Below are 22894 nucleotides of genomic sequence, written 5' to 3'. Positions count from 1 at the left end.
TGATTTAACGTGGTTAAAAAGTGATTAAAATTGTCGATTACTTGAGAACATAAGAAGAACAAAATATGGACCATTCTGCCCGTTCAATATTCGGCCGGTATGGTGCAAGCGCGGCGCCGGCATGACGATATCGAGGCGCTCGATCCCTGGAAGTTTGAAATGTCAGATGGCCTGTAAGCCGGGTTCTGTACCCTTGCGGGCGATGGCCATTCATCTGGGACGTTCGTTGCCGAACGCCTCGTGCAACCAACCCGGGCGGCGTCCCGGAAACGGGTTTGCCGAACTTGCGTCCGACATGCCGCCCCTATTTGGTCTTGCTCCCGGTGGGGTTTGCCGTGCCGCTTCCGTTGCCGGTCGCGCGGTGCGCTCTTACCGCACCGTTTCACCCTTACCTGCGTCAAACACAGGCGGTCTGTTCTCTGTGGCACTTTCCCTGAGGTCGCCCTCGCCGGTCATTATCCGGCACCGTGCTTCCGTGGAGCCCGGACTTTCCTCCACCCGACTTGCGCCGGGCAGCGGCCATCCGGCCATCTGACCCTTTGGACATAAGGGCCTTTGACCGCTTACGCAAGTTTAGTGCACGGCAGGTCCTTGTGGTTCTCACTCATAATCCCGACATTCGGCCAAAGCGATAATCACACAAAGGGGAGTGAGACGATGAAAGCCGCTGTCTATTACGAAAACGGCCCGCCCAGCGTATTGAAATATGAAGACGTCGCAGACCCGGAATGCCACCCCGACGGCATCCTGATCAAGGTCGAGGCCGTCAGCATCGAAGGTGGCGACACGCTGAACCGCGCCGGTGGCGCATTGCTGAGCCATCCGCATATCGTCGGCTATCAGGCCGCCGGCACCATTGTCGAAGTCGGTGCAAACGTAAAACATCTGAAACCCGGCCAGAAGGTCACGACCGTGAACTTCGCAGGCTCCCATGCGGAGCTTCGCGCTGTCCCGGCCCGCAACGCCTGGGTCGTGCCGGATAATCTCGATATCAAGCTCGCCGCCGCCATCCCCGTCCCTTTCGGCACGGCCGATGACTGCCTCTTCGAGTTCGGTCGCCTGAAGGCGGGCGAAACAGTGCTCGTGCAGGCGGGCGCAGGCGCTGTCGGCCTTGCAGCGATCCAGCTTGCCAAGCGCGCAGGTGCAACCGTCATCGCCACAGCTTCAAGCGATGATCGCCTCGCCCGGCTCACGCAATACGGCATGGATCACGGCATCAACTACAAGACGCAGGATCTCGTCGCCGAGGTGAAGCGCCTCACCGACAATAAGGGCGTCAACCTCGTGGTCGATCCCGTGGGCGGCTCGACGCTGCAAAAGTCGATCCTCTCGCTCGCCTATCGCGGTCGCGTATCGCTGGTGGGTCAGGCCGGTCGCGACCCGGCAAAGGTCGATGTCTCAACGATGATGGGCGGCAACCAGTCGCTTTCCGGCGTCTTCCTCGGCGCCGAGATTTTCACCGACCGCGTGCACAACAATATCCAGCGTCACGTCGACGACGTGGCCAAGGGCACGCTGAAAGTGCTGATCGACAAGACCTTCCCGCTGAAGGACGCAGCCGCCGCACACGAATATATCGAAAGCCGCAAGGCAGTCGGCCGTGTGCTGCTGATCCCGTGAGGCCCTAGACCTTATCGAGAAGAAGACGGAGTGTGGCGACGGTCGAAATATCCGCCACCCCGTCGACTTTCGCAGGCCGGAAATGGCGCTGGAACGCCCTCACCACAGCTTCCGTTTTCGCGTCATATACGCCCAGAACTTCGATGCCATAGCCGTAATTCGCCAACCGGAACTGAAGTTCCGACACGGTATCCCCCCGATCGCCGAGCTCGAGCACCGGCCCATCCATGATCGACACGGGCTCAACCCAGACGCCGACACCCGCCCGCGCGAGGCGCGCCCAATCGAACCATTCGCCGGGGTCTGACTTCCGCTCCGGCGCTATGTCGGAATGCGCAACGACAGAACGCGGCTTGATCGGGTGGCGCGATACGATTTCCGCACAGAGCGCTTCGACAGACTTCATCTGGACATCTGGATATGACGGGCACCCCCCATCATGGCCGCCATTGGCGATCTCGATCCCGATGGAGCGACCGTTGACGTCCTGAATGCCCGCCCAGCTTGAAACACCCGCATGCCAGGCGCGCATTTCTTCCGGTACAAGCTGCGTGACCCGGCCCGCCTCATCGACCACGTAATGCGACGAAACCTTGGCATGCGGCGAACACAGCAACTCGATTGCCGCCTCGGCCGTCTTCATGCCCGTATAGTGCAAAACCAGAATGTCGATGGGTGCAGCCTCAGGCCGCTCATTGAAATTCGGCGATGGCCGCATCGCGATGGGAAGGCTCATTCAAGCGCCACTTTACGTCAGGGACCGACATCCACGATTTGCTTCTGCCGTATCGACACGATCAGAATGCCGGTGAGCGCGATCAACGCCCCCACAATCATCCGCGTCGTCAGCACGTCGCCAAGCAACATGACACTGAAGATGACGGTGAAGATCGGCGAAAGCAAGGTCAGCGGCGCCGTCTGCGTCACCTCATAGCGCTGCAGAAGATAGTAAATGCCCGCATGCCCGATCAGGCTCGAGGCAAAGGCCGTATAAAGAGCGCCGCCCCATTGCAGCACGGACGCCGTCTTCACAAGCTCCCAATGGTTGCTCTCAAAAGCGAAAGAGCCCGCCAACATGATCGGAGCGGCAACGAAAGCGATCCAGGCCTGCATCTCGAAAACGCCGACATTCCTGATTTGTCGCTGGAAGATCGTACCGACAGCGGTGACCAATGCGGACAGAATGACGAAGATCACGCCGGTCAGAAAATTGAACACGGTGGGGTCGAAGCTGATGACCATCACGCCGATGAACGAAAGCGCGATGCCGAGCCAACGCTTCCAGCGAACCTCTTCCTTGAGGAAAATGACCGACAGGATCGTCGCGAAAGGCACCCCGAGCTGACTGACAACAGCAACCACCGACGGGTTCGACAGCGCGACCCCGGCAAAGAAAAACCCGAATCCCACCGGCCCGGCACATAGTGCAATGATGAGCACCTGCTTCATCCGTCCCTCATGAAGTTTGAGGAACGGGAACAGTACGAGGACAATCAGGATGAACCTGATGGCCGTGAACATCATCGGCGGAAAATGCCCAAGGCTCACCTTGGCCGCGACAAGCGCGAACCCCCAGATGAGGTTGATGAGCATCATGAAGGCGAGGTGCTGGTGGGTCATAAGGTCCAGAGGACGGCGGGGGCGGTGAAGCCGGCTCTTGTTAGCCCAAGCCGGGCGGCGCGCCTAGCCCTGCCCCCCGATCCCGACGCTAGAGTCCCCTCTGCCGCAGGATTTTCTCATAAGCGACATTGATCATCGCCAGCTTCTCATTGGCTATGGAAACCAGTTCCTTGGGCACACCGCGGGCCATCAGCGTATCGGGGTGATTTTCCCGCACGAGGCGCCGATATGCCTTCTTGAGATCCTCGCTCGAAATATCGGGCGTAATGCCGAGCACCAGATAGGGGTCGGCCCGGTCGGTGCCGAGATGGCTGGCCCTGATGCGCGCGAACTCCACCTCCGAAAGCCCGAAAACATCCGCAACCGTGCGGAGATATTCAAGCTCTGCCGGATGAAGATGCTTGTCCGCCTTGGCAATATGGAAAAGCGCGTCGAGCACGTCTTCGAGCATGGCAGGCCGGTCGCGATAAATTCGCGCCACCTGCGCTGCATAAGCCTGAAACCCGGCCACATCCTGCTGTGCAATCTGATAAACACGATAAACGTTTGCACGCTCCGACTCAGGAACCTTCAGCACTTCTTCGAAAGCGCGGATTTCAGCCTGGGTAACTTCCCCGTCGGCCTTCGCCATTTTGGCGGAAAGCGCGATCAGTGCGACCGTGAAGACCACTTCGTCATCAGCCAGCGCCCGATCGATGACCAGATGTCCGGCAACCGCGCCGACAAGCGCACCCAAGGGCCCGCCGACAGCAAGTCCGACGCCGGCACCAGCAATTTTTCCCCAAATGGACATGATGAAAGTTTAGTTGGAATTTGCCTCTACCGCACTTGGCAAATCTGCACAGCTACCTGACGATTTCGTGACACCACGCAATTTCGGCCAAAACGACAGCGACCGGCCACGCATATGCGCACCGGTCGCTGCTTCGTTTCTGGCGAGAACTCTAGCGGCCGCCCGTGATCGCGTTACCGATGACCGCGCCGCCTACCGCGCCGCCAATGGTCGCGGCGGTCTTGCCGTTGCCCTTGCCGATCTGGTTACCGGCAACGCCGCCCGCCGCGCCACCAACAAGCGCGCCACAAGCTGTAATGCCGAGCGGAGACAAGGCAAGCAATCCGATAACACCGATACGACCGGCCTTGGAAGCGAATGACGACATACGCATGGCATAACCTCTGCTGTCTATGTTCCCTAGTGAAGTAACGCCCGGGTTCCAATTGCGTTCCGAGCCTGTTTGGCAATCCGGCGTTCCGGCTCGCCCCGCTGCGCGACTTATGGCAGGTTCACGCACATGAGCGAGCAAGGAAAAACATCGTCGCGCTGGGATTTCTGGATCGACCGCGGCGGCACATTTACCGATATCGTCGCGCGTGCGCCGGATGGAACTCTCGCCGCGCACAAGCTGCTGTCGGAAAACCCGGAGCGCTATGAAGACGCGGCGCTGCAGGGCATTCGGGATTTTCTGGGTGTGGCCGCTGACGCTCCGCTGCCATCCGCACGCATCGGCGCAGTCAAGATGGGCACGACGGTTGCGACCAACGCGCTTCTGGAACGCAAGGGTGAGCGCGTCCTCTTCCTGACCACGCGCGGGTTCGCGGACGCGCTGCGCATCGGCTATCAGAACCGCCCTCACCTTTTCCGCCTGAAGATCGAAAAGCCCGACATGCTTTTCGAGCGCTCGGTCGAAGTGGATGAGCGCCTGACCGCCGAGGGCGAGGTGCTGACGCCGCTCAACGAAGACGCAACACGCCGCGCCCTTGCCGAAGCCTATGAAGCAGGCATCCGCGCCGTCGCCATCTGCTTCATGCATGGCTACCGCTATCCCGCACATGAAAAGGCCGCCGCCCGCATCGCTCGCGAGATCGGCTTCACGCAAATCTCGGCCAGCCACCACGTCAGCCCCCTGATGAAATTCGTCTCGCGCGGGGACACGACGGTCGTCGATGCCTATCTCTCACCTATCCTGCGTCGCTATGTCGACCACGTGTCGAGCGCGTTTGGAAACCGGACGCGACTTTTCTTCATGCAGTCCTCCGGCGGCCTGACCGATGCGGCTCTCTTTGAAGGCAAGGACGCCATCCTGTCTGGCCCTGCCGGTGGCGTGGTCGGTGCGGTGGAAACCGCGCGGCTCGCTGGCCTGCCCCGCATCATCGGCTTTGACATGGGCGGCACATCCACCGATGTCTGCCACTATGATGGCGAACTCGAACGCAGTTTCGAAACGGAAGTCGCGGGCGTGCGCATGCGCGCCCCGATGATGCAGATCCACACCGTTGCCGCCGGCGGCGGTTCGATCCTGCATTTCGACAATGACCGCCTCCGCGTCGGGCCGGATTCCGCTGGCGCAAATCCCGGCCCCGCCGCCTATCGCCGTGGCGGCCCGCTCACTGTGACCGATGCCAATGTCATGGTCGGCAAGCTGATGCCGGATTTCTTCCCGCATGTCTTCGGCCCGGACGCCGACCAGATGCTGGATACCAGCGCCGTGCGCGCGCACTTCACCGATCTCGCACGTGAAATTGGTCGCACGCCGGAAGAGGCAGCCGATGGCTTCATTCGCATCGCCGTTGAAAACATGGCGCAGGCGATCAAGAAAATATCCGTGCAGCGCGGCCATGACGTCACCGGCTACGCGCTCACCTGCTTCGGCGGCGCAGGCGGACAACATGCCTGCCTCGTGGCCGATGCACTCGGCATGTCGCGTATTTTCTTTCACCCCTTCTCCGGCGTCCTCTCCGCCTATGGCATGGGCCTCGCCGATATACGCGCAAACCGCGAACGCGCAATCGAAACTGCACTTGACGAAGCAGGGCTCGCACTCGTGGCCGGCGCCATAGCGGAACTCTCCCGCGACGTCCGTTCGGAAGCTGAAAAGCAGGGCATCGCCGCCACGAACGTCGCCCTCTTCCGGCGCCTCCACCTGCGCTATGCCGGAACAGACACGGCACTGATCGTCGATCACGGCGCGCTCGCCGCAATCCGCGCGAGCTTCGAGGCCGCACATCGCAAGCGTTTCGGTTTCATCGCCGATGAAAAACCGATCGTCATCGAAGCCGTGTCGGTCGAGGCGGTTGGCAAAGATGCGAACGTCACGGAAGAAAGCCGCGCCAGCCGCAGCGACGCACACATGCCGCCGCCCGCCCGCACAACGCGCCTCTTTACCGGCAATGAGTGGTACAACGCGCCTGTCTATCTGCGCGAAAACCTCGCATCGGGTGACAGGCTCGACGGCCCGGCCATCATTATCGAACCTCATCAGACCATCGTCATCGAGCCGGGCTGGTCGGCGGAAGTAACACCGCTCAATCACATCATCCTGACGCGCCGCGAGAAGAAACAGCGCATCCACGCAATCGGCACAGAAGGCGATCCCGTCATGCTCGAGATTTTCAACAATCTCTTCATGTCGATTGCCGAGCAAATGGGTTTCACGCTCGAAAAAACCGCCTACTCGGTCAACATCAAGGAGCGGCTCGATTTCTCCTGCGCCGTCTTCGACCGCTCAGGCGGCCTCGTCGCCAATGCACCGCACATGCCTGTGCACCTCGGCTCCATGGGCGCAAGCGTCCGCGCGGTGATCGAGCAAAATGAAGATATGGGACCCGGCGACGTCTTCGTGCTCAACGCGCCTTACAATGGCGGCACGCATTTGCCGGACGTCACCGTCGTCGCGCCCGTCTATGACGCTGCAGGCAAGGAACGCCTCTTCTATGTCGCCGCGCGTGGCCATCAGGCCGATATTGGCGGCATCTCGCCGGGCTCCATGCCCGCACACTCCAAGACGGTCGAGGAAGAAGGCGTTCTCATCGACAATTTCCGCCTCGTCGAAGCCGGGCATCTCCGGGAAGCTGAAATGCGCGCCCTGCTCTCCTCCGGTCGTTGGCCCGCGCGTAACCCGGACCAGAATATTGCCGATCTCCGCGCCGAAATCGCAGCCTGCGAAAAGGGTGCGCAGGAGCTTCGTAAAATGGTGCGTGATTTCGGCCTCGATGTGGTCGAAGCCTATATGCGCCACGTTCAGGATAATGCCGAGGAAAGCGTCCGCCGCGTCATTGGCAAACTGAACGACGCATCCTTCGAGCAAAAGATGGACGACGGTTCGGTAATCCGCGTGAAGGTCACCGTGAACCACGCCACACGCAGCGCGACGATCGACTTCACCGGCACGAGCGCCGAACTCAAGACAAACCTCAATGCGCCCTCCGCCGTCGCGCGCGCTGCCGTGCTCTATGTTTTCCGCTGCATGGTCGATGACGATATTCCGCTGAACGAGGGATGCCTGAAACCGCTCGACATCATTATCCCCGAAGGCTCGATGCTCAGCCCGCGCTATCCGGCCGCCGTCGTCGGCGGCAATGTCGAAACCAGCCAGGCGGTCACGGACGCGCTGTTCGGCGCTTTTGGCGTCATGGCATCGGCGCAAGGCACGATGAACAACCTCACCTTCGGCAACGACAAATATCAGTATTACGAAACAATCTGCGGCGGCGCGGGTGCAGGCGCCACATTTGATGGCGCAGATGCCGTCCACACCCATATGACGAATTCACGTCTCACTGATCCCGAAGTTCTCGAATGGCGTTTCCCCGTCATTCTCGAAAACTTTGCGATCCGCCGCGGTTCGGGCGGCAAAGGCGCGCATAAGGGCGGCGACGGCGTGACGCGAGCCATCCGCTTTCGCGAAAAAATGACTGTCTCGATCCTCTCCACACACCGCATCATCCCGCCCTTCGGACTTGAAGGCGGTGGCGCAGCTCTACCCGGCGAGAATTCCGTATGCCGACGAGATGGACGCATCGAAACCCTCGCTGGCTCCGATCAAATCGAGCTGGATGCCGGCGACATGATCGTCATCAAAACGCCCGGCGGCGGCGCATTTGGCCCAACTGATCTGTGAAATGCACAACAAGGCGATTCCACACACACATGTGCTAAAACGAGCCCTGCATTAGCGCATGGCGCAGAGACCACACCGGGCGAATTTCGGGCGGATTTCTGCCTCTTTCGGCGCCATGCGATCTCGCAACAATGTGACCCTAACGACGCAGCCGCGATTTGACTTGCACCCGCTTCCCGCGCCGCCACACTACGGTCGCACGCCCTCACAGGCACCCATTCGGGTTATAGGCGATAACCACTTCGGGAGGCCAAAATGACCTTATCCACGAAAGTCGGTTACCTGGTCACCTGTCTTGCATTCGTATTCGTCGGCGCAATCACGGTCGGGATCTTTTAGGATCCCGACGCGCCCTTGTTCCATTCTGAATATGCCAGGCGAAGCGTTGAAACGCGTTCTTAGGCGGCCGCTTCATTGGTCGGCGTGTAGTTGAGGATCGGCGCAAGCCAGCGCTCACATTCCTGAAGCGTCATGCCCTTCCGCGCAGCATAATCCACCACCTGATCGCGCTCGATACGACCGACGCCGAAATATTCGGACTGCGGATGGCTGAAATAGAAACCGCTGACGGCGGCCCCCGGCCACATCGCATAGCTCTCGGTGAGCTTTATGCCCGCTTCCTTTTCCGCGTCGAGCAGATCGAACAGCGTCCGCTTCTCGGTATGATCCGGCTGTGCCGGATAACCCGGTGCGGGGCGAATGCCCTGATATTTTTCCGCGATCAGGTCTTCATTCGAAAGCGCCTCATCCGCCGCATATCCCCAGAACTCACGCCGCACGCGAGCATGAAGATGCTCGGCGAAAGCTTCCGCGAGGCGGTCCGCCAGCGCCTTGGAGAGGATTGCCTTGTAGTCGTCGAGCTTCTCCGCGAACTGTTTTGCAATCGCGTCCTCGCCATGCCCTGACGTCACAGCAAAGCCACCGATATAATCGGCAACTCCCGTTTCCTTGGGCGCGATAAAGTCCGCAAGAGCCATATTCGCCCGCTCCGAACGCCCGCGCGCCATTTGCTGGCGAAGCGAGTGCAGAACGGCAAGGCGTTCGGTCCGTGTGTCGTCGGTATAAAGCTCGATATCATCGATACCGATAGAATTTGCCGGCCAGAAGCCGATGACGGCAGATGCCTTCAGCCACTTCTCCTCGACCATCTGCTTCAGCATTTCCTGCGCGTCGGCAAAGAGCGAACGTGCCGCCTCGCCGATCATGTCGTCACTCAGGATCTGTGGATAATGGCCCGCAAGCTCCCAGGTTGCGAAGAACGGCGTCCAGTCGATATAGGGCACCAGCTTTTCGAGCGGATAGTCTTCAAAAACCTTGGTCCCGAGGAAGTTCGGCTTTTTCGGCTTGTAATCCGTCCAGTCGATCTTGAGCCTGTTCTCACGCGCGGCATCGAGCGGCTGGCGCACTTTCGTATTGCGCGAATTCGCATGCGCCTTCGCCATCTTCGCGTATTCGTCGCGAATATCGTCGATATATTTGCCTTTAGCGGTTGGCGAGATGAGTTGCGAAACGACACCCACCGCGCGGCTCGCATCCGTGACATAAATCGCCTGCCCGCGCTTGTAGTTCGGATGAACCTTGACGGCGGTATGAATGCGGCTCGTCGTTGCGCCACCGATCAGCAGAGGAATGTCGAAACCCTCACGCTCCATTTCAGCGGCGACATGGCACATTTCATCGAGGCTCGGCGTGATGAGGCCTGAGAGCCCGATTGCATCGACATTTTCTTCGCGTGCGCGCTGCAAGATGGTCGCCGTCGGCACCATGACGCCGAGATCGATCACTTCGAAGTTGTTGCACTGAAGCACGACGCCGACGATGTTCTTGCCGATATCGTGGACGTCGCCCTTGACCGTCGCCATGAGAATCTTCGCGGCGGCCTTGTTCTGCTCAGCGCCCGTGCGGCGCTTTTCTTCTTCCATGAAGGGCAACAGATATGCGACCGCCTGCTTCATGACGCGCGCCGACTTGACGACCTGCGGCAAGAACATCTTGCCCGAGCCGAAAAGATCGCCGACGACATTCATGCCGTCCATCAACGGCCCTTCGATCACGTCGAGCGGGCGCACCGCTTCCTTGCGCGCGGCCTCCGTGTCTTCCTCGATAAAGGCATTTATGCCTTTGACGAGCGCATGGGTGAGACGCTCTTTGACCGGCAACTCGCGCCAGGAAAGGTCTTCTTCCTTTTTCTTGCCCGCATCGCCCTTGAAGCGTTGGGCGATTTCCAGCAAGCGCTCGGTCGCATCGGCCCGGCGGTTGAGGATCACGTCCTCGACACGCTCGCGAAGCTCCGGCTCGATCTCGTCATAGATCGCAAGCTGACCGGCATTGACGATGCCCATATCCATTCCCGCCTGAATGGCGTGATAGAGGAATACGGAATGCATCGCCTCACGCACCGGCTCGTTGCCGCGGAATGAGAATGAGACGTTGGAAACGCCGCCCGAGACATGCGCATAAGGCAAGCTCTGCTTGATACGACGCGTCGCATCGATGAATTCGACGCCGTAGTTATTGTGCTCCTCGATACCCGTCGCGACAGCAAAGATATTGGGATCGAAAATAATGTCCTGCGGCGGAAAGCCGATCTTGTTGACCAGCAGATTGTAGGACCGCTCGCAAATCTCAAATTTCCGGTTCGCGGTATCCGCCTGCCCTTGCTCATCGAACGCCATGACCACAGCCGCAGCGCCATAGCGAAGAATCTTGCGAGCATGATCCAGAAAGGCTTCTTCGCCTTCCTTCAGGCTGATCGAATTGACGATCGCCTTGCCCTGCACGCATTTGAGGCCCGCCTCAATGATCGACCATTTAGACGAGTCGATCATGATCGGCACGCGGGCGATGTCGGGCTCCGCTGCGATCAGATTGAGAAAGCGCACCATGGCCTGCTCGCTGTCGAGCATGCCCTCATCCATGTTGATATCGATGATCTGCGCACCGCTCTCCACTTGCTGGAGAGCAACGGTGAGCGCCTCGTCGAAACGACCATCGACAATCAGCTTCTTGAATTTCGCCGATCCGGTGACGTTGGTGCGTTCGCCGATATTGATGAAGTTGGCAGTAGCTTTGGTCATCTCAGTTCTTTTCTTCTGAACGCATCAAGATCCGGTGAAAGCCTCAAGTCCCGATAGCCGCAAACGCGGCTCGATTTCGGGCTTCTCCCTTGGCACCATACCCTTCACCGCCTCCGCGATCGCATGGATATGATCTGGCGTCGTGCCACAGCAGCCACCGACAATGTTGACGAGCCCGGACGAGGCAAACTCGCCGACCAGCTTTGCTGTTTGCTCAGGCGTCTCGTCATATGAGCCCATCTCATTGGGCAAACCGGCATTGGGGTGCGCGCTGACATTCACGTCTGCGATGCGCGACAACGTGTCGACATGCGGCCGCATTTCCTTTGCGCCAAGCGCGCAATTGAGCCCGATGGAAAAGGGCTTCACATGCGAAACCGAATTCCAGAAGGCCTCGGGCGTCTGGCCGGAAAGAAGGCGGCCCGACTTGTCCGTGATGGTGCCGGAAATCATGACCGGCAATTCGAAGCCCAGCTCTTCAAAGACCTCCGATACGGCAAACAGTGCGGCCTTGGCGTTCAGCGTATCGAATATGGTTTCGACGAGAATGATGTCGGCGCCACCTTCAATCAGCCCGCGCGTCGCATCCTTATAGGCTTCGCGCAGCTCATCGAAATTGACGTTGCGAAATCCCGGATCGCTTACCTTCGGCGAAATCGACGCCGTGCGGTTCGTGGGCCCGAGTACGCCCGCGACATAGCAGACGCGGCCCGGCGTCTCGCTCTCGGCGATATCAGCCGCCGCCCGCGCGATCCGCGCACTCTCGACGTTCATTTCATAGGCGACGGATTCAAGCTTGTAGTCGCCCTGCGCGATCACAGTCGCGCCGAACGTATTGGTCTCGGCTATATCCGCGCCCGCACGAAAATATTTCAAATGTATGTCCTGCAGAACATCGGGGCGCACGAGGCCGATCAGCTCATTGTCGCCCCTGAGATCGACGGGATGATCCTTGAACCTTTCGCCACGAAAATCCGCTTCGGTGAATTTATAGCCCTGGATCATCGTGCCCATGGCGCCATCAAGCACAAGAACGCGGTTCTTGACGTCGCTCTTCAGCCTGGCAATGCGTTCGTCTCTGGTCATTTGTCTATCCTTACCGCGCAAGCGCCGGGACGGGCTGCGTCCGCAGGCCCAGCACATGACAGATCGCAAAAGTAAGATCCGCCTGGTTGAGCGTGTAGAAGTGAAAGCGGTCGAAACCATAGGCACGCAGACGGTTCACCTGCTCAGCCGCAACATAGGCCGCGATGAGCTTGCGTGTCTCAAGCTCGTCATCGAGCCCGACATAATAGTCATCAAGCCACTTGGGAATACTGGCGCCGCACCGCTCAGCCATGCGCCTCGTGCCCTTGAAATTCGTCGTCGGCATGATGCCGGGAACAAGCGGCACGTCGATGCCCGCCTGACGCGTGCGTTCGAGAAACCGCACATGCTTTTCCGTGTCGAAAACGAATTGCGTGATGGCCCGCGTTGCGCCCGCATCGATCTTCTTTTTCAGAAGCTCGATATCGGCAGATGCTGACTGCGATTCCGGATGCACCTCGGGATAGGCGCTGACGCTGATTTCAAAATCGGCAATCTTCTTGATGCCCGCGATCAGCTCCGGCGTCGACTGATAGCCTTGCGGATGGGGCTGATAGGGCGCGCCAAGCTCGGGCATATCGCCCCGCAGCGCCACGACATGGCGAATACCCGCCTCCCAATATCCCCGGATCACGTCGTCGATCTCGTCGCGCGTGGCGCCAACGCAGGTGATATGCGCAGCAGGCGTCAACGTCGTTTCCTGCACGATCCGCTTCACCGTGCCATGTGTGCGCTCGCGGGTGGAGCCGCCTGCGCCATAGGTGACGGAAACAAATTCCGGCTGCAACGCTTCCAGACGGCGAATGGAACGCCACAGGTTCGCATCCATTTCCGGCGTCTTGGGCGGAAAGAATTCAAAGGAGACGCGTGTTCGCTCACCTTCATCATGGGCTGCGGGAGTGCTCATGCGTTTGTCCTCTCAAGTTCCGATATCTGCCGCGAGCGTAGCTCAGCACGTGCGGCTTGCTTGTCTGCCGCATAAATCACGACCGTCAACCCTGCATCCTCACCGTCATCAGGCGGCGGTAAATGACGCACCTCTGCAACAGTGAGCCCTGCCTGTGTCAGCCAGCCCTTCACTTCATCCTCGGCGAACCCGAGACGGCGATGCGCCTGCTCCTCGCGCAGAAAATCAAGTTCATGCGGCGCGAAGTCGGCAATAAGAAGCCGACCGTTCGGCCGCAGGATACGCGCAGCTTCGGCAACAGCCGCCGCCGGGTCGTCGAGATAATGAAGCACCTGATGCAGCGTCACCAGATCGGCGGATTCGTCATGCAACGGCAAATCATAGAGATCGCCCTGACGCAGCGAACAATGTTCAATGCCCGACTGCTCCAGCGTCGCGCGTGCGAAGGCGAGCATCTCCGGGGATAGATCTATGCCAAGACTCGTCTGCGCCCGGGGGCCCATCAACTCGATCATGCGGCCCGTGCCCGTACCAAGATCGACAAAGCTGTCGATGGCCGCGCCACCGTCACGCGCAAGGCCCAGCTCCACCAATGCCTGCTCTACCTTGGCTTCGGGCACATGAAGCGAGCGAATTCGATTCCACTGCTCGACATTGACGCGGAAGAACGCGGCGGCCTTCTCGCCTCGCGCCGTCCGAACGGCTTCAAGCCGTTCAAGGTCGCGCGCGATTGTCTGGTCGCCAGCCGGGATCAGATTTGTGAGCAGAGCCGCGAGCTTCATTCCGGCGCCGGACTGCGAGCGGCGATAGAAAACCCAACTGCCCTCACGAAACCGGTCAAGCAACCCTGCTTCACACATAAGCTTGAGGTGACGGCTGACGCGTGGCTGGCTCTGACGCAGAATCTGCGTGAGCTCGGTAACGGTCAGTTCGCTTTTGGCCAGAATGGCAAGGAGCCGCAACCGTGTCGGCTCGCCCGCCGCCTTCAGGCCCGTCAAAAGCTCTTCCATAAACCAACCCCAAAGAAAAAGTCAGCGTATATAAACATATCTTTATGTTTGAATTCAAGCGGCAAATGCAGCCCTCGCGAACCGATACATTTCCGCAACACTGACACGCTTGGGAGACGCAAAGGGGCCGCTGCCTTCTGGTTAACGGCCAAACCGTATGATAGCTAGATTGAAGGGGTCTGATTTTTGGGGCGGCGCCCGAACGCGCATATTGGCAATATTCATATAGAATTAAGCTAAATCACCGAATCTCACGGACTAGTGATGCGCAGCGTTGGTGCCGGTCTAAATCCTGCCGCCTTCTGAGGCCAAAAGACGGATAGATACAATGAATTTGGTGGCAAGGAGCCTGAACTTGAGTTTCAAAGGCGTCAGTCTGGGACTAACGGCTTTGCTCGCAGCTTGCGCGACGCAGCCCTCCCCCTCCAATGCGGCGGCTGTACAGGCCTATGAAGAAACCAACGATCCAATCGAGCCTCTGAATCGTTATTTCTTCGAATTGAACCGCTTCCTCGACATCATTGTGCTGAAGCCGGTCGCGACCTGGTATCAGGGCGTCGTGCCCGATCCTGCGCGCCAGGGCGTCCGCAATTTCCTCGACAATCTTTCAAGCCCCGTCGTGCTCGCCAATGACGGGTTGCAGGGCGAATGGGATCGCGCCGGTACGACCGCGACCCGCCTGGGCATCAACACGACGGTCGGCGTTCTCGGCCTCTTCGACCCGGCCACGGGCTGGGGCTATCCGCAGCACCGCGAAGACTTCGGCCAGACACTGGCGACCTACGGAACGCCGGAAGGCCCCTACATCTTCCTGCCGGTTCTCGGCCCCTCGCCGCCGCGCGATCTCGCAGGCTTCGCGGTCGACATGTTCTTCGACCCGCTCACCTATGTTTACTGGAATGGTCCGTATACGGTTCCCGTCACTCGTTTCGTCATCAACGGAATCGACGTGCGCTCGCGTAACCTGTCAACGCTCGATCAGATCGAGCGGACCTCGGTCGACTATTATGCGACTGTCCGCAGCCTGTATCGCCAAAGCCGCGCCAATGAAATTTCCAACGGCAAGAGCAGCAGCGAAACCCTGCCGGACATCGACAATCTAAATTTCGACACAAACGAACCGCAGGCTGTTTCTCCCAAATAGACGGGAACGATTACGGTTCTACATTGTTGTTGTTCCGCCGCCCTCGTCCAGGAGACCAGGCAATGACCCCGTTCACCTTCATGCGATCAGCGCTCGCGCCTCTCGCATTCTCGTTCGCTCTCGCAACCGCAATCGTTACATCCGGTGCACCCGCGCAAGCGGCGGATGCCGATCCGGCAGCGGAAAAATTTGTCACCGATGTGTCCGGCAAGGCCATCGACATCATCAGCGACAAGAGTTCCGATCGCGCCGCGCGTGAGGCAGCGTTCGGAAAGCTGCTGAGCGAAAACGCGGACATGCAGAAGATCGCCGTCTTCGCTCTCGGCCAGTTCCGTACCAAACCGGACGAGGCTCAGCGGGCGGAATATCTCAAGCTCTTCGACAATTTCGTCGTGAAGGTCTATGTCACGCGCCTCTCGGATTATCACAACGAGAAGTTGGTGATTACCGGTTCGGGCCCCGCCAAGGGCGGCGCCATGGTGCAGAGCCAGATCAATTTCACGACAGGCCGCGAGCCGGTGAAAATCAACTGGTGGCTGTTCAAGAACGGCGACACCTATAAGGTTTTCGACGTGAACGTCGCCGGTATCTGGCTTGCGCAGGAACAGCGCTCTGCCTTCACTTCGGTCATCAACAATCACGGCGGCGACTTCAATGCGCTCCTGACCCATCTGAAGACGCAGATTGCCAACGCAGAATCCGGCAAAGGCTCATCAGCCGCCGCGAACTGACCCGAGGCAACAATCGAAATGCAAACGGCGCGGGCTTCCACCCGCGCCGTTTTTGTTTGAACAATGCGCTCTGTTACCGGCTGAAGCGCTTGTACTTGATCCGATGCGGAACTTCGGCCGCAGCGCCGAGGCGCTTCTTACGGTCGGCTTCATATTCCTGATAGTTGCCTTCGAACCATTCGACATGGCTGTCGCCTTCAAAGGCGAGCATGTGCGTGGCGATACGATCGAGAAACCAGCGATCATGACTAATGACGATGGCGCAGCCGGCAAAGGCAACTAGCGCATCTTCAAGCGCGCGCAGCGTATCGACGTCGAGGTCGTTGGTCGGTTCGTCGAGCAGCAGCAGGTTTGCACCCGACTTCAGCATCTTTGCCAAATGCACGCGATTGCGCTCGCCGCCGGAAAGCAAACCGACTTTCTTCTGCTGGTCGGTGCCCTTGAAATTGAACGCACCGACATAAGCGCGGCTTGGCATTGTGATCTTGCCAAGCTCGATGATATCCGTGCCGCCGGAAATTTCTTCCCATACCGTCTTGGCCGGTGAGAGATCGTCGCGGCTCTGGTCGACATATCCCATGACCACCGTATCGCCGACCTTCAACGTGCCGCCATCGGGCGTCTCCTGCCCTGTCAGCATACGAAACAGCGTCGTCTTGCCCGCGCCGTTCGGCCCGATGACGCCGACAATGCCGCCGGGCGGAAGCTGGAACGAGAGATCGTCGATCAGCAGCCGATCGCCATATGCCTTTGAAAGCCCGGCCGCTTCGACGACAGTGCCGCCAAGCCGCGGACCAGCCGGTATGATGATCTGCGCCTTGCCGTCCTGCTGCTTCCCTGCATCTGCAAGCAACTCATCGTAAGCGCGGATACGCGCCTTGCTTTTTGCCTGACGCGCCTTGGGGCTCTGCCTGATCCATTCAAGTTCGCGGGCGAGCGTGCGCTGCACGGCCTCATCCTGCCTGCCCTCCTGCTCGAGCCGCTTCGACTTCTGCTCGAGCCAGGACGAATAGTTGCCTTCGTAAGGGATGCCCGAACCACGATCGAGCTCGAGAATCCAGCCCGTCACATTGTCGAGGAAGTAGCGATCATGGGTCACGAGCACGACGGTCCCGCTATAGGCTTTCAAATAGCTTTGAAGCCAGGCGACCGATTCCGCGTCAAGATGGTTGGTCGGTTCGTCGAGCAGTAGCAGATCAGGCGCTGCAAGCAGCAATTGGCAAAGCGCCACGCGACGCCGCTCGCCACCTGAAAGCTTCGTCACATCCGCATCGCCGTCCGGGCAGCGCAATGCGTCCATCGCCATCTCGACCTGACTATCGAGATCCCAGAGGTTCTGCGCGTCGATGATGTCCTGCAGCTTCGCCATCTCTTCGGCCGTCTCGTCCGAATAGTTCATGGCAAGCTCGTTGTAACGATCGACCAGCGCCTTCTTCTCCTTGGCGCCTTCCATCACGTTGCCGAGCACGTCCTTTGACGGATCGAGTTCCGGCTCCTGCGCCAGATAGCCGATTTTGGCGCTCTCCGCCGCCCAGGCCTCGCCCGTATGGTCCGTATCGACGCCTGCCATGATTTTCAGCAGCGTGGATTTACCGGCACCGTTAAGGCCGACGACGCCAATCTTGACGCCCGGCAAGAAGGACAGGCGAATATCCTTCAGAACCTGCTTGCCGCCCGGATAAGTCTTGGACAGCCTGTCCATGACATAGACGTATTGATAAGAGGCCATGCGCCGCTCGCTCTCGAATTTTTGGTGAATTGGTTGCGGCCTCTTCTACCGGATCGTACTCAAAGCGGCAATGTTTGCGCCCTCTCGCCCAGCGCCCTCGCCATGCTAGGGTGCGCCAGGAACACGACCCACGCTTACAGAGAGGAATGCGATGACCGTGCAAACCGGCTTTCAGCTTGCCGAAAACCGCAAATACGATATCGCGGCCCTGATCCTGGCAGGCATCGCCCTTTTTGCAGTTCTCCAACTCGGTCTGCTCGCTGCCTTCCTTGCCGGCATTCTTGTCTATGAGCTGGTTCACGTCGTCGCGCCGCCTTTGCGCCTTGGCGGCTTGTCGCACAGGGCGGGCAAGGCCGTGGCACTCGCGCTGCTTTCCGTTGCCTTCATTCTGCTGCTGTCATCGGGCATCGTCGGACTGACGTCTCTGCTGACCGACGGCTCAGATAACGTTGTCATTCTGTTGCGGAAAATGGCCGACGTCGTGCAGACGGCGAAGAACTACCTTCCCATCTGGACCCATGAATATATTCCCGAAAGTGCCGGTGACTGGCAGATACAGGCTTCGCACTGGTTGCGCGAAAATGCTGGCGCACTGCAAAGCCTGGGCGAAAATTTCGGCCGAATTCTCTTTCACATCATCGTAGGTGCTGTTGTCGGCGGCCTTGCCGCACTTGGGCCTGCAGCGCCCGCCCCGGCGAGCCTTCCGCCGCTGCGCGGCGCGCTACTGGCGCGCGCGCAACTTCTCGGCAACGCCTTTCGGCGTGTCGTCTTTGCGCAGGTTCGCATCTCGGCGCTGAATACATTGCTGACAGGCATTTACCTCGCCGTCATCCTGCCCGCTCTTGGCGTTCACCTGCCGCTCGTCAAGACGATGATCGCTGTGACCTTCATTGCCGGCCTTCTGCCCGTCATCGGCAATCTGATTTCCAACACAGTGATCGTTGTCGTCAGCCTCGGCGTATCGGCCTATGCCGCCATAGGCTCGCTCGTCTTCCTCGTCCTCATTCACAAGCTCGAATATTTCATCAACGCCCGCATCATCGGCACACAAATTCGCGCCCGGGCCTGGGAAATGCTCGTTGCCATGCTGGTCATGGAAGCCTGGTTTGGAATTCCGGGCATCATCGCTGCGCCGATTTATTATTCCTACATCAAGGACGAACTCTCAGCGCGCAAACTCATCTGATCTCAAGCGCGCGCGGCGAGGCAAGACGCCAGGCGGCTGCAAGACCGGCAAGAGCAACCGGAACGAACAAGGCAAACAGCCAGAAGCTTGCCCGCATCGCCGTTGGTGCGTCGATGCCCTCGGCAAAGCCGAGGAAGTTTGCAATCGTTCCCGCACCCGCAGACCCCGCCGCATAGCCAATGAGTTGCACGGTCGGCACAGCGGAAGAGGCAATAGCCCGCTCCCGCTCATGGACGCTGACGATTATTCGTCGCGCGATAAATGCCCATGAGAGGCCAAAGCCGCCGCCGAGAAACAGCGACGATACGGCGATTGCCGCAAGCGGCCCGGAACGCATGGTGAAGGCGAGCGAGGCAACGCCGATCACCACAGCAAGCGCACCAAGCTTGAGGAAAAGGCCGTGCCAACGGTCGGGCAGATTGGCGACTGCAAGTGCGCACACGGTCCAGGCCAGAGATTCCACGCCCAAGATATAACCGGCGACAAGTGGCGACGTGCCGAACAGCGATTGCATGATCGCCGAGCCATAAACGGAAAACCCGATGGCCGATGCTGCAAGTGTAAAAATCATTGCGTAGCCAGAACCCGCCGCGCTTCGAATGTCGCTGCTGGAGCGCGGCAGCAACGGCGATCGCGCACGCCCGTCGAGGCGAACAAACAAGGCAAGCAGGGCAAGCCCAAAAATACCGAGCAATACGGCTTGACCAATATCCGGCACGAGACCCGCTGCGGCGATGCAAAGAATACCGCCGGTCAGCACACCAAGCTGGCGCCACGGCAACGCATCGGAATCACTGCGCACCCTCATCGGGCTGAGCAGATAAAAGGCGGCAATACCAAAGCCGACGCCTTGCACGGCGAACACCCAGAAGGCATCGCGCCACAGCCCCGCCTCGGCAAACAGGCCGCCAATGAGCGGGCTCAAAAGCGTGGCCGCGCCCCAGACACCCGAGATCGTTGCCATCACCCGCGCCCAGAGGTGTTCGGGAAATGTGGTGCCTATGGCGACATAACAAAGACCGACGATCCAGCCTGCTCCGACGCCTTGCAGCAGACGACCGACAAGAAAGAAAACCATGTCGGGCGCTGCTGCGCTGACGACACAACCGATCGTGTAGAACGTAGCCGCCAACACCATGCCGAGCCGCAAGCCCAGCCGCATCGATATCCGCCCTGCGCTCGCTCCGGCGAGAATTGCACCAAGCATGAAGACGGCAATCGTCCAGCCGAAATAGGCATAGCCGCCGATATCGGCAGCCACGCTCGGCATGATGGTCGCCGTCATCAGCGAGTCCGCAGCGTTCAGCCATATGCCAAGACAGAGCAGCGCGAAGCGGGCGAGATGCCCCTTCGCAAGCAACTCACCCCAACCGGATTCTTTCGACACACTCATTTAAACGACAATCTTGTTTTCAAGCTGCAAGCGGCCGCGGCCATTTCCGCGGAAGCAAACTCAATCGCGCAATGCACGGGTCATCCTCTGAAGCCTGGAGAGCTTATGGCCGAATTCAGGGCCCATGACGATGGCGGTCTCTCTTCCCCGAGAATCACTATTCTGTCCGCACCGCTGCACCTGAATGCCAGAATCTCCGTAAGTCGGGATCGAATACATCGTGCGACGTGCTCCGCTTCGCGCGGGACATTGAACATATTACCGGCGCCTCCGATCAGCGCCCGAGGCCACGTCGATCAAATAACGGCCCTATAGCCGGACAAACCCTACGGCACCCGAAGCTTTAATCCGTCCACTCGAATCCCCCCTTCTTGCTTGTGCGAATTGGTCCGCGCGCCAGCGCGTCATTCCCGCTTGACTGAACGTCATTAGATCAATTGAATAAATCAAACGTTCGTTCAAAACGGACGAATAAATAAATTTGGCCGATGCAATAGCTCGCCTTGGGAGGGGCCGCGCTGAGGACGCCAATGCTTCGACCAGTTCAGAAGCACGCCTCCGCGCACATCACCCAAACGTCGATCACTCAACATCTGCTCGCTTCAAGCGGCAGGTGAGCGATCTGCCATTGCAAAACGGCCACTGACTTTGAAAGCCGCCCGCTAAACGCGGGCATTTGTTTGGGAGGACCAAGAATGACGATCTCAAATCGTCTGCCGCTAACGATTGGACTTGCGGGTGCCATACTCGCAGGCAGCGCGGGAAGCGCAGCAGCGGCTGACTATCAATTCGGCGATATCAAAGTATCGACAGCCACAACCATGTCCTTTGGCTTGGGCATCCGTACGCATGGACAGGATTGCTCGCATATCCATGTGTCCAATGGCGGTTGTGCAACCTCGATCGGCACCGGCCCGAACATCAATACCGATGACGGCAACATCAACTTCGACAAATGGGACCCCTACTCCGCCACGGCGAAAGCGGTGACGGATGTCGAAGCCAAATATCAGAATTATGGCGCCTTCATCCGCGTCAAAGCCTTCTACGACTATGTCGCAGCAACGCGGATCGGCAGCGAGACGACGCGCTTCGGCCGTCGGCCCATCGACGATTCAGTTCGTGGCGACGATGCCGGCAACGCCGCCAGCCGCGGCCTGAACCTGCTCGACGCATTCGTCTACGGCAATTTCGAAGTCGGCGAGCTGCCGCTCAACCTGCGCGCGGGTAAGCAGGTCGTGAACTGGGGTGAGAGCCTTGCGATCGCAGGCGGCATCAACCAGTTCCTCTCCGTTGATCTCAGCGCACTCCGAACGCCGGGTGCGGAAGTCAAGGAAGCGCTCCTGCCACAAGAAATGTTCTACGCATCGCTCGGCCTGCCAAACAACTTCAGCATTGAAGGCTGGATGGGCCTGCATTGGCGCAAGACGCGGCCCGACGCTGTGGGCACCTTCTTCTCGACGGCCGACGTTGCCGGTGCGGGTGGCGCTTACCTGAACATCATATCCGACGGCCCCAACGGCCCCGGACAGCTGCGGATCGATGAAGGCGATGAACCGAGAGATTTCGGCCAATACGGCGCGAAGCTCGGCTACTACGCCGACTGGCTCAACGACGGCACGGAGCTAGGTCTCTATTTCATCAACTATCACTCGAACCTGCCCTTCGTCGAATATCAGAACGGCGTGCCCGTACCTTTGGGCGGCACTGGCCAGAACTACAGACTCGCCTACCCGGAAGACATCAAGCTCATCGGCGCGAGCTTCTCGACCAACCTCGGATGGCTCTTTGGTGGCACGGCCTTCTCCGGCGAAGCACTTTATCAGCCGAACCTGCCCTTCTCCTTGTCGGCTGGTGAAACCCTTGTTGGGCGCTGGATCGACAATAGCGCCAACCTCACCGGCGCCGGAACGACGATCGATTATGATCGCACGCCAGGCGCTTACGGCGCGGGCTATCTGAAGACCGATTCCGTCACGGGCCAGATTTCGACGGTCTCGACATTTGCGACCTCGGAAACCATCACCCGTTCGCTTGGAGCCGATCTCGTCGTATTCGTAACGAACTGGGGCTTCCAGTATCTGCCGGATGTCTCACAGACGGAACTGAACGCCCTCGCCGTGTCGCGCTCTGAATCGCAGGCACCCAAACTCAGTGCGCGCTCGGCAGGATTTACAAATCCGCTTCAGCCCCTGATGCATCCCGACAGCTTTTCCCATGGCTATCGCCTGATCGCGAGCGTGCAATACAACAACGCTTTCGACACGCCCTGGACGCTGTCGCCCGGCATCCAGTTCGGTCAGGATTTCAACAGCTCTGCGGGTCCGGTCGGACCGGGCTTCCTCGACAACCGCAAGACCTTGTCGGTCGGCGTGCGCGGAAACTACCTGAAGGCCTGGAATGCCGGCGTTCAATTCACAATGACGCGCGGCAACACCTTCCAGAACCTCATGGATGACCGCGACTTCATGACATTCGACGTCAGCTACGCAT

At 59.4% G+C, this 22894-nt stretch carries 14 protein-coding genes, 1 other RNA gene and 1 pseudogene; 6 read left to right on the top strand and 10 right to left on the bottom strand.

Annotated features, from left to right (window positions below):
- Positions 1–158 precede the first annotated feature (158 nt).
- Positions 159–535, bottom strand: an RNA gene (rnpB, locus tag WA943_RS09980) — RNase P RNA component class A.
- Positions 536–657: 122 nt separating this feature from the next.
- Here rnpB and WA943_RS09975 point away from each other — a divergent pair.
- Positions 658–1620, top strand: a complete 963-nt coding sequence (locus WA943_RS09975) for a quinone oxidoreductase family protein (RefSeq protein ID WP_424469726.1) — start codon at positions 658–660, stop codon at positions 1618–1620.
- 4 nt (positions 1621–1624) lie between these two features.
- Here the strand turns inward: WA943_RS09975 and WA943_RS09970 are convergent, their stop codons facing one another.
- The 4 genes from WA943_RS09970 to WA943_RS09955 all read right to left on the bottom strand — a co-directional run bounded on the left by WA943_RS09970 (position 1625) and on the right by WA943_RS09955 (position 4406).
- Positions 1625–2356 carry a peptidoglycan recognition protein family protein gene (locus WA943_RS09970; RefSeq protein ID WP_424469725.1) on the bottom strand — a complete coding sequence of 244 codons (732 nt, stop codon included), beginning with the start codon at positions 2354–2356 and terminating at the stop codon, positions 1625–1627.
- Between the two features lie 17 nt (positions 2357–2373).
- Positions 2374–3240, bottom strand: a complete 867-nt coding sequence (locus tag WA943_RS09965; RefSeq protein ID WP_424469724.1) for a DMT family transporter — start codon at positions 3238–3240, stop codon at positions 2374–2376.
- 88 nt (positions 3241–3328) lie between these two features.
- A complete protein-coding gene (locus WA943_RS09960; protein WP_424469723.1) occupies positions 3329–4033 on the bottom strand; it encodes a TerB family tellurite resistance protein in 705 nt (234 codons plus the stop codon).
- 151 nt (positions 4034–4184) lie between these two features.
- Entirely contained in the window at positions 4185–4406 is a 222-nt protein-coding gene (locus tag WA943_RS09955; RefSeq protein WP_424469722.1) for a glycine zipper 2TM domain-containing protein, read from the bottom strand.
- A 126-nt stretch (positions 4407–4532) separates the two neighbouring features.
- On the opposite strand from WA943_RS09955, the gene WA943_RS09950 reads away from it, so the two are divergent.
- Positions 4533–8138, top strand: coding sequence for a hydantoinase B/oxoprolinase family protein (locus WA943_RS09950; protein WP_424469721.1), 3606 nt, complete (start codon positions 4533–4535; stop codon positions 8136–8138).
- Positions 8139–8536: 398 nt separating this feature from the next.
- Here the strand turns inward: WA943_RS09950 and metH are convergent.
- From metH to WA943_RS09935, 3 genes and pseudogenes are all read right to left on the bottom strand, one after another.
- Positions 8537–12301: pseudogene (gene metH, locus WA943_RS09945) on the bottom strand (methionine synthase).
- Positions 12302–12311: 10 nt separating this feature from the next.
- Positions 12312–13208: a methylenetetrahydrofolate reductase [NAD(P)H] gene (gene metF, locus WA943_RS09940; RefSeq protein WP_424469720.1), complete on the bottom strand. Its 897-nt coding sequence runs from the start codon at positions 13206–13208 to the stop codon at positions 12312–12314.
- Entirely contained in the window at positions 13205–14218 is a 1014-nt protein-coding gene (locus WA943_RS09935; RefSeq protein WP_424469719.1) for a metalloregulator ArsR/SmtB family transcription factor, read from the bottom strand. The genes metF and WA943_RS09935 overlap by 4 nt, the downstream gene beginning before the upstream one ends.
- Positions 14219–14573: 355 nt before the next feature.
- Between WA943_RS09935 and WA943_RS09930 the strand changes: the two genes are divergently transcribed.
- Together WA943_RS09930 and WA943_RS09925 are read left to right on the top strand one after the other, a co-directional pair.
- The gene (locus WA943_RS09930) at positions 14574–15362 is read left to right on the top strand and encodes an MlaA family lipoprotein (protein ID WP_424469718.1); all 789 of its coding nucleotides are present in this window, start codon (positions 14574–14576) and stop codon (positions 15360–15362) included.
- 62 nt (positions 15363–15424) lie between these two features.
- Positions 15425–16093 (top strand): MlaC/ttg2D family ABC transporter substrate-binding protein, encoded by a 669-nt coding sequence (locus WA943_RS09925; RefSeq protein WP_424469717.1) that lies wholly within the window; start codon positions 15425–15427, stop codon positions 16091–16093.
- Between the two features lie 73 nt (positions 16094–16166).
- On the opposite strand, the gene ettA is transcribed toward WA943_RS09925, so the two are convergent.
- Positions 16167–17822, bottom strand: a complete 1656-nt coding sequence (gene ettA / locus WA943_RS09920; RefSeq protein ID WP_424469716.1) for an energy-dependent translational throttle protein EttA — start codon at positions 17820–17822, stop codon at positions 16167–16169.
- 151 nt (positions 17823–17973) lie between these two features.
- On the opposite strand from ettA, the gene WA943_RS09915 reads away from it, so the two are divergent.
- Positions 17974–19008: an AI-2E family transporter gene (locus WA943_RS09915; protein WP_424469715.1), complete on the top strand. Its 1035-nt coding sequence runs from the start codon at positions 17974–17976 to the stop codon at positions 19006–19008.
- Here WA943_RS09915 and WA943_RS09910 read toward each other — a convergent pair.
- On the bottom strand, positions 19001–20401 hold the full coding sequence (locus tag WA943_RS09910; RefSeq protein WP_424469714.1) for an MFS transporter: 1401 nt from the start codon (positions 20399–20401) through the stop codon (positions 19001–19003). The genes WA943_RS09915 and WA943_RS09910 overlap by 8 nt on opposite strands.
- 695 nt (positions 20402–21096) lie before the next feature.
- Between WA943_RS09910 and WA943_RS09905 the strand changes: the two genes are divergently transcribed.
- Positions 21097–22894, top strand: a 1798-nt coding sequence (locus WA943_RS09905) for a DUF1302 domain-containing protein (RefSeq protein WP_424469713.1), incomplete at its 3' end; no start/stop codon positions are given.

It is taken from the genome of Parvibaculum sp. (assembly GCF_049651025.1).
Classification (GTDB): Bacteria; Pseudomonadota; Alphaproteobacteria; order Parvibaculales; family Parvibaculaceae; genus Parvibaculum.
This window is presented reverse-complemented; position numbering and strand designations above follow the sequence as displayed.